General features: G+C 41.2%; 9 protein-coding genes and 1 riboswitch. Of the genes, 6 read left to right on the top strand and 3 right to left on the bottom strand.

Annotation, left to right across the window (positions count from 1 at the left end):
- The first annotated feature begins 191 nt into the window (after nucleotides 1–191).
- From ACKA06_RS10360 to ACKA06_RS10335, 6 genes are all read left to right on the top strand, one after another.
- A complete protein-coding gene (locus ACKA06_RS10360; RefSeq protein ID WP_411159565.1) occupies nucleotides 192–575 on the top strand; it encodes a hypothetical protein in 384 nt (127 codons plus the stop codon).
- Between the two features lie 3 nt (nucleotides 576–578).
- Nucleotides 579–830: a PIN domain-containing protein gene (locus tag ACKA06_RS10355; protein ID WP_032085996.1), complete on the top strand. Its 252-nt coding sequence runs from the start codon at nucleotides 579–581 to the stop codon at nucleotides 828–830.
- Between the two features lie 196 nt (nucleotides 831–1,026).
- Nucleotides 1,027–1,206 carry a hypothetical protein gene (locus ACKA06_RS10350; protein ID WP_318293648.1) on the top strand — a complete coding sequence of 60 codons (180 nt, stop codon included), beginning with the start codon at nucleotides 1,027–1,029 and terminating at the stop codon, nucleotides 1,204–1,206.
- A gap of 637 nt (nucleotides 1,207–1,843) precedes the next feature.
- A riboswitch (purine riboswitch) is annotated at nucleotides 1,844–1,943 on the top strand.
- Nucleotides 1,944–1,996: 53 nt separating this feature from the next.
- Entirely contained in the window at nucleotides 1,997–2,995 is a 999-nt protein-coding gene (gene add / locus ACKA06_RS10345; RefSeq protein ID WP_411159564.1) for an adenosine deaminase, read from the top strand.
- Nucleotides 2,996–3,197: 202 nt separating this feature from the next.
- Nucleotides 3,198–3,464, top strand: coding sequence for a hypothetical protein (locus ACKA06_RS10340; RefSeq protein ID WP_411159563.1), 267 nt, complete (start codon nucleotides 3,198–3,200; stop codon nucleotides 3,462–3,464).
- Between the two features lie 114 nt (nucleotides 3,465–3,578).
- Nucleotides 3,579–4,427, top strand: coding sequence for a sialate O-acetylesterase (locus ACKA06_RS10335; protein ID WP_411159562.1), 849 nt, complete (start codon nucleotides 3,579–3,581; stop codon nucleotides 4,425–4,427).
- Between the two features lie 354 nt (nucleotides 4,428–4,781).
- Here the strand turns inward: ACKA06_RS10335 and ACKA06_RS10330 are convergent, their stop codons facing one another.
- From ACKA06_RS10330 to ACKA06_RS10320, 3 genes are all read right to left on the bottom strand, one after another.
- Nucleotides 4,782–4,910, bottom strand: a complete 129-nt coding sequence (locus ACKA06_RS10330; RefSeq protein ID WP_269751513.1) for a hypothetical protein — start codon at nucleotides 4,908–4,910, stop codon at nucleotides 4,782–4,784.
- Between the two features lie 116 nt (nucleotides 4,911–5,026).
- Nucleotides 5,027–5,854: a type II toxin-antitoxin system SpoIISA family toxin gene (locus tag ACKA06_RS10325; protein ID WP_411159561.1), complete on the bottom strand. Its 828-nt coding sequence runs from the start codon at nucleotides 5,852–5,854 to the stop codon at nucleotides 5,027–5,029.
- 796 nt (nucleotides 5,855–6,650) lie between these two features.
- A complete protein-coding gene (locus ACKA06_RS10320; protein ID WP_411159560.1) occupies nucleotides 6,651–8,180 on the bottom strand; it encodes a glycine betaine uptake BCCT transporter in 1,530 nt (509 codons plus the stop codon).
- Between the last annotated feature and the right edge of the window lie 169 nt (nucleotides 8,181–8,349).

Below are 8,349 nucleotides of genomic sequence, written 5' to 3'. Positions count from 1 at the left end.
AGGTACTGTGCAGTCATAATTGAGTGAGACAAGATATCCATTGAGTCACTGGGTTAGAGCTGCGAGCCCATTTATATGCTGGTTAAAAATTCCTAAGTGGAATAATGCTCATGATCCGGATAAATTATAAAGAGATGCTTCCTATGGTATAATATAATTATAATCTATACGAATTAAGGTGGGGATGATCAATGGAATATAAGCCAGGAAGAGCAGTGACTCAACCACATCCGCAACCGAGACCACAACAAAATAGACGCAGAGACAATCGTCTCGCTTTAGAATTAGGAAGATCCATTTTAAGCAAAAACCCAGTTTTAAAGAAGAAACTACGCAGGCAGGAAGTAGACGCTTCTCAAGTTGAAATCAGAATCGGGGATGGGCATCAGCTTATTCCTGCAGAAGTAACTCCTTCTAAGGAGAGGATTAGTGTGGAACCAAGAGAAAAGGGGAAACTAACCAAAGAAGAAAAGAAAGCTCTTCACAAACAAGTAGCGGGTAGTGCAAAATTATTTAGTAAAGAAGGCTTCAAAGAATCTTTAAGGATTGCTAACCGTGAAGATTGGGAGGATTAATCTTTGGAAAAAGCATTAATTGATACCAATATATACGCAGCGGATGAAATGGGTTATCAGGATGCAGTGGAATTCATTGCCGCTTCCGCTTTCATACATAATGCTACATTAATAAGCAATAACGACCGTGATTTCACTTGGATTCGTGATTACTTTACTTATAATGGCAGAAAACTAGATTATGTGAATCCTATACAAGATAATCAGGAATTTGCTAGTTTTAACAATACATATGTTGAAGGTAGACGCAATTAATATACACGTTCTATAAAATATTGGGGACAGGCACAGTGGCTTTTTGTTGATAAAAAAACCGTCGTGCCTGTCCTTTTGGTTTCCTAAGGATGAAGTTAGAGAAGATTGAGGGGGAGCATGGTATCTAATTAGAGAATGTAATTTTATGGTATGATATAAGTGTGGAAGACAAAAGCAAATAACCAGGAGTGATACTATGCGCAGAATAGATATCGAGAGATTTGATAATGCTTTTCCAGATGGTGTATTTGCATTCCCGGCAACCGCTGAAGTCCCAAAGGTGAAAATAAGAACGTTGGATAAGTATTGCAAAGGGCTTGGAGTAGAACCAAAAGATTTAACGGAAGAAGAAATGAAGCCATTTCTTGTATATTAAGAAGTCCCTGCTGATTAGGGGCTTTTTATTTTTATTTTATACATTTTATTGTTGTTTTGATAAGGCATACTGGAGGAAAATCACAGGGAAAGGATCTGTGGTTTTTCCGGTCTTAATAAAACGGAGTACTTATCCCCTGATTTTGGAGTGATTCTATTCACTTTTAAGCATATATGGCAGATATGTGAGTAAATCTGTAACTGGGCAAGGGCACCTCATGTTGAAAATCCCGGTGCTAAGGGATATTTATATGAATGAAGAGCCGGTCTTATACTCCAATTTTCGTTTTCAATCCACTTTGCAGCTTTTTCAAACCACATTTTGAAAATACGTTCCACTTTCCAGATTTACGTGCGAGATTTTCATTTTTCATTCCACTTTCCTTTGTTTTCGTGCAACTTGTCGATTAATCTTTAGACGGTAGTTTCGATTTTCTGGCAAGCAGATGATCGGTTAGAAGAGTTGAGGGGCAGGCACCAGTCATTATGAATTTAGTGTGGAAAGGAGGTGAGAGCCCCCCACCCAGTCCCGACCGTTATTGATCTCCTGCATTTATTCCATCCCCATAGAGCCGCCGTACCTGTCCCCCCGGCCCTCTACTTGACAATAAATGAACAATTTATTATCGTAATATAAAACCGAATACGTTATGTACATTCGTATAACTCCAATAATATGGTTTGGAGGTCTCTACCAGGAACCAAAAAATCCTGATTACGAAGAAGATACTTTTTCTTGTATTTTCTTCGTAATCAGGATTTTTTTTATGAGAAATTGAGGAGGTCCATTAATGAATATTGCTGATATGCCAAAGATTGAATTGCACTGCCATTTGGATGGGAGTGTTCGGCCTGAAACGATCATAGATATTGCCAAAAGGGATGGCATTCGTATCCCTTCTGAGAATATAGAAGTGATGAAAGAAGAGCTCATTGCTCCGTTGGACTGCAGGTCATTGGATGAATACTTGGAGAAATTTTCGATCCCGAATGCGGTTATGCAGACAAAGGAAAATTTGAAGAGGATCACCTTCGAGCTTTTTGAAGACGCTGCAAACGAACAGGTAAAATATATGGAGGTGCGGTTCGCGCCATTGCTTCATACACGTCAGGGATTGACGGTTGAAGGGATCATTGCAAGTGTGATTGAGGGGATGAAGGAGGCAGAAGGGCAATTTGATATCAGAGGGAATATCATTTTATCGTGCATGAGGACGATGGCTCCTGAACATGCTTTTGAAGTGGTTGAAAAGGGGAAATCCTTTCTTGGAAAAGGAGTTGTTGCGATTGATTTATGTGCTTCCGAAGAGGAAGGGTTCTGCGCGAAATTCGTTGAACCCATCTCGCTTGCCAGGGAATATGGCTACAGAGTCACGATCCACGCAGGTGAAACGGGGATCGGAAGAAATGTGCTCGAGGCTGTTGAATGGCTCGGGGCTGAAAGAATCGGCCACGGAGTATATATAAAAGACTGCGAAGAAGCCTATAAGGTTGTGAAAGATAAACAGATCGTGCTGGAGGTCTGCCCGACCAGTAATGTGCAGACCAAAGCTGTTACCAGATTCGAGGATCATCCCTTATACGATTTCCACAGGGACGGAATCAGCATCACCATCAATACCGACAACAGAACGGTATCCGATACAATTATGACGAAGGAATTTAATGTGGTCTGGAATCAGTTTGAAATGAGCGATGAGGATTATAGAAAGATCTATATGAACAGCGTGGAAGCTGCATTTGCGACGGATGAGGTTAAAGAAGAGTTGAAGAAGTATTGGTTGGAGTAGGAGTCAGGGGGACAGGTACCGTGGCTCGGTTTTGTTAATATATGCTCTTTTATGATGAAGCAATAGCCATACCATGGTGAGGTACATTATTATAGTGGAGACATCTTGATACTGCGTTTCTTATTGTGTTCCAGGGTATCCTAAAATATGGTACTCTTGAAGATAACAAGACTATTTCTTATCGGTAAGGAGGCGCATACTAATGAAGGTGAAAATAACCCGGATTCTTGAGAACATGGCAGCCATCCTTTTGGTGATGTGGGGTGTTCTTCAAGCCTTCTTTTTTCCTAAATATGGGTATGGAACGGAACTTGGCTACTATGTGAATATCGTAGGTCCTGCACTGTTTTCGTTGTGGCTGTTGACTCTGGCCATGAAACATGGTGTGGAAAAAGATTTTAAAAAGTTTAGTCTGTATCTCCTGTTATCTGTTTTCATCGCTTATGTGTCTGCACCTTTCGTTCTCTAACTGGACTGCAGGCTGATTTAAAGGCTGAAAGAAGCAGCGGTACCAAGTTGGCCAATAAAGGCGATGAAAGCAATAATATCATTAAACCTTTGTATAAAAGAAAGAAGGATTTTCATGAAATCAATATTATTAATTGGACAATCGAATATGGCAGGCAGAGGGTTTGTTGAGGATGTAACGCCAATTTATAATGAGCACATACATATGCTGCGAAACGGCAGATGGCAAATGATGGCGGAGCCGATTAATGTGGATCGTCACATATCTGGTGTTGGACCCGCGGCCTCTTTTGCTCAGGCTTGGACAGAGGATCATCCGGGTGAGTCCATTGGGGTCATAACATGTGCCGAGGGAGGAAGCTCCATTGATGAGTGGGCAATAGATGGACTCTTAACAAGACATGCAATTTCAGAAGCGAAATTTGCCATGGAAACAAGTGAAATAGCAGGTATCCTTTGGCATCAAGGTGAAAGCGACAGTTACGGAGGTCGTTATAAGACGTATGAGGATAAATTACTTTTATTATTCAAGCACTTGAGAAAAGAATTGAATGCACCAGATATCCCGATTATGATCGGTGAGCTGGGACATTATCTTGGCGAATCAGGATTTGGAAAAAGCGCTGTCGAATATAAACAAATAAACCAGGTATTATCCAGGGTTGCTCATACCGAAAAAAATTGCTATTTCGTAACCTCGAAAGGCTTGACGGCTAACCCGGATGGCATCCATATTGATGCTGTGTCACAAAGGAAATTTGGTTTAAGATACTATGAAGCTTTTTCAAAACAGACACATGTTTTAGATAGATTAGAAATAGAGGACGTCTGGATTGAAAATCTAACAAAACGTGAATTAACTAAGAACGAACAGATCTTTGTTCAAAGTACGAAGTTTGCTTTAGGACAATTGAGTTTTGAGGATTTTTCTATCAATATCTCCACTATCAATGAAAATAAGTAATACAAAAATGTTTAACAAAGGACGCTCTTCTTGAATAAGGAGGCGTCTTTTTTGCATGGAGTTGGATTCTAAAACAACATTTAAAAGGGATGGGGGCTGGTGAATAAGATGGTGTAAAGGATTCCGCATATACAAATGTTGCCGTTACAGTATAGAAAGATACTATATGAAAACAGAGCCGGTTTGCCTTGTTTTATTAGTACTCTGCTCTAATATTTTTTCTGTATTACCGGTATCCCTTAGCATACTTGGGCTGGTAACCGTTATGAGGTTGGGCTTAAATAAGAAAAAAAGCGAGCCCCATGCTTGCTTTTTTAGTAACTTCATATATTCATAATGTCAATAACACCGAATTCATCCAAACATCCCCTTAATCGATTTAATGACCTTCAGTGCTTCTTTATTCTTTTTATCTATTTTGGTTTCGCCCTTAAGATGCGTCACTTTTTTAGGGGCGGGCTTCTTATTTTCGTCCTTGTCCATGTTTTCACACTCCTGTTCCTGCTTGGTTACTATCCATCATATTCAGGAGGAGGGAAGAAGTATACTCATAAAATAAGTAAGCAGGGTGCAAGATAGCTTTCTGCACCCGGGTTGTTTTAAAGCGCATAAAAAAGATAAATTAAGTTGGTGATATGGATCGCATCAACCTCCAACACTTCACCGATATCCTCTTTTAAGACGACAATGAACTGGTCTGTCTCCATAAATACAGGTACAAGCATGCTTTCATCCTCGATCAGAGGAACGACAGCTGATTGTGCCAGCATTTCCACATCCTCTTCCTCACTGTCGAAGTCAAAGTTGTTAATGGTCTTGATTTGTTCTACTGTCATCCTGATTCCTTCATTTAACCGGTAGGATTCTACAAGCATTTCAATCTCCTCGGCAGCCAATCCCTCTATCACTGATGGATCTGCATCATCTGCTGAAAATTCAATAAGGGGGATCCGGTGAATCTGAATGTCGAAACCGAACTTTTCAGCATAGAGGTCAAGATAGTTACGTAACTCCTGGTCCGTGTAATTCCTGAATGGAAGCAGCTCACTGTTGGTTTGAATCATTTCAGACATCGCTTCGACCCGGTAGACCATGGCTTTATGAATCTTGTCATTGGCCTTGATGATCTCTTCCACGTAATCGGTGTAATGAAATTCAGCACTCCAAATTTTCATGATGCTCGGAGTCAGCAGAAGGGCGATATCCATAAAAACCACGATGGCAGTCAGGGTCAGGATCAACTCCCAATCTGCCAATCGGATTTCATCCAGCAATAAACCGAGGGCGATGGCTCCGATAAACAATGTATAAAGTGTTTTCCGCAATGTCCGGAGAGACACATGATATCTTAACGGTTTAAAGATGAAAAAAGCTAAATTCGCCAGCGAAAAGACCAGCAAAACAACAATGTAAAGTTTAAAAGCCATGCCACCCCTCCTGCTTATTTCTGTCTGCCAGCCTATAAAGAGTTCCAGTTAATTAAAGTACTGTTTCTAGTATTTTATTGGGGAATGGTTAGATGATTCCTTTTTTCTTGGGCTGCGTTGGGGTTGGGGCTTAGGGGACAGGTACTGCGGTTTTTTGTTGATCTAAAACCGGCGTGCCTTTCCCTTTTAAAGCAGGGCGGGATTCTATTCGTTTTTCAGCATAAGTGGCCGAGAAGTAGGCAAATTGAGTTATGAATGGGGGCAACTCATGCTAAAAACCCCGGTTTTAAAGGATTCTTGACTAAGAGGAACCGGCAAATTACCCCGAATCGCGTTTTCGATCCACTTTTCAAGCTTTTCAAGTCACATTTTAAAAATACGAGCCACTTTCCAGATTTACGAGCCGCTTTTTCATTTTTCAAGCCACTTTCCTCTGTTTTCGAGCAACTTGTCGAATAATCTTTAGATTGTTGATTCGAATTTCCCTTCAATAGATGATTCTTTTTCCGTAAAAGAATATCGGGATTGTTATGGGTTTGGGGTGAACTTGAATAAATGGGATGAAGCTGGGGTGCAACAATGGATAACGATATTAAACAGAAATGTGAATTTTTCACTAATAGTATCCTTTTCATAACTCTATCACTATGTAGAAGGTGAATAAGAAAAAAGAGTGATTGGAACGAATAGATGAATAGATTCTCTCCCCATCTTCAGTCAACCAAGTTCCCTTTTAAGACCGAGAAGATTTTTTACATAAAAAATAACCTGCCCCATTTTGGGACAGGTCATTTCCTCAGCCTGCTTTTTGATTTGATTTATTCTTTTTATCCGTTTTCCATTGATTCATTTGGATATCATATTCTTTTCCAAGCTCCTTGACCAATCCATAGCACATGACCAGCACGACGAATGTCAGTGGAAGTGCACTTACGATGATTGCTGTCTGCAGGCCGGTCAGGCCGCCGGATGCCATCAGAACGAGTGTGGACGCGACAAGGATTATTCCCCATATCACTTTCACACGATTAGGAGGGTTTAATTCCCCGCCTGTTGTGAGCATTCCAAGAACAAAGGTGGCCGAGTCGGCTGATGTGACAAAGAAGGTCGTGATAAGAGCGACAGTCAATACCGATAAAAGCGCGCCGAACGGAAGATGTTGATAAACAAAGAATAGAGCGGTTTCCAGGCTTTGCCCTGAAACATCCAAGCCCTTCACCATCTCGAGGTTGATTCCCGTTCCGCCGAATACTGTGAACCATAAGGCACAGACAAGCGATGGCACAAGTAAGACTGCGACCGTGAACTCACGGATGGTACGCCCTTTGGACACACGTGCAATGAACATTCCCACAAACGGAGTCCAGGAAATCCACCAAGCCCAATAAAACACAGTCCAGCCTTGGGTCCACGCTGCTTCATCTGCATTAAAAGGCGACAAGCGCAAGCCCATTTGAACGACATTTTGCAAATAGCTTCCCATGGTGGTGGTGAACATATTCATCAAGAATAGCGTTGGACCAAGTATAAGCAAGGCAATAAACAATATGACAGCCAACGACATATTGATATTACTTAATAACTTGATCCCTTTCGAAATGCCTGTAGTTGCTGAAACAATGAAAAGTACTGTGATGATCATCATGATGATGAACTGGACGAAAAAGTTGTTTGGAATTCCAATCAGATATTCCAGTCCAGCATTGATCTGTTGAGATCCCAATCCTAATGATGCGGCAACGCCAAATAATGTCGCAAACACGGCGACAACATCAATTGTCTTACCGATTGGGCCTTTCACCTTTTCACCAATTACAGGATGAAGAGTTGCACTCATCAATCCGGGAGCTCCCCTGTTAAACTTCTGATAGGCCAGTGCCAATGCGACGATGGCATAAATCGCCCACGCATGCAGTCCCCAATGAAGCCAGGTATATCGCATTCCCATAATTCCCGATTGTGCCGTCCCGCCTTCTCCTGCAGGTGGCGAGGAAAAATGAGAGATTGGTTCAGACACACCGTAAAATAACAAACCGATTCCCATTCCGGCCGAAAATAACATCGCGAACCAGGTCGGTCGGCTGAATTCGGGTTGTGAATCTTCTTTTCCTAATTTGATTTTTCCATACTTACTGAAGATCATAAATGCGGCAAATATGAGGAAAAAGGTGGCGACCAGCTGATAAAACCAGCCAAATTTCTCAAGTACAAATCCTTTTGCTACTTCCATTGCAGATCCCAATTGTTCGGGTATCAACACCCCAATCAGGACGAAAACCACTGCAATTCCTACCGAGATCCTAAATACGGACCTGTCCATTCGCATCAATCCTTTACTACTTTAATAGATAATCCTTAATACCTAGTACAACTATCCATTAAACCATAATTTGAAAAAATAGAAAAAGTCCTGTCGCTTTCATATTTCGTCAAATTTCGCGGTTATCAACATGGAGATGAGTTCACCCTTGTTAGGTATAGGATTACTAGGGGAT

Source organism: Rossellomorea oryzaecorticis, from assembly GCF_045897515.1.
In the GTDB taxonomy this organism is placed as follows: domain Bacteria; phylum Bacillota; class Bacilli; order Bacillales; family Bacillaceae_B; genus Rossellomorea; species Rossellomorea enclensis.
The sequence above is the reverse complement of the archived record's forward strand: the minus strand, read 5'-3'. Positions and strand labels throughout refer to the sequence as shown.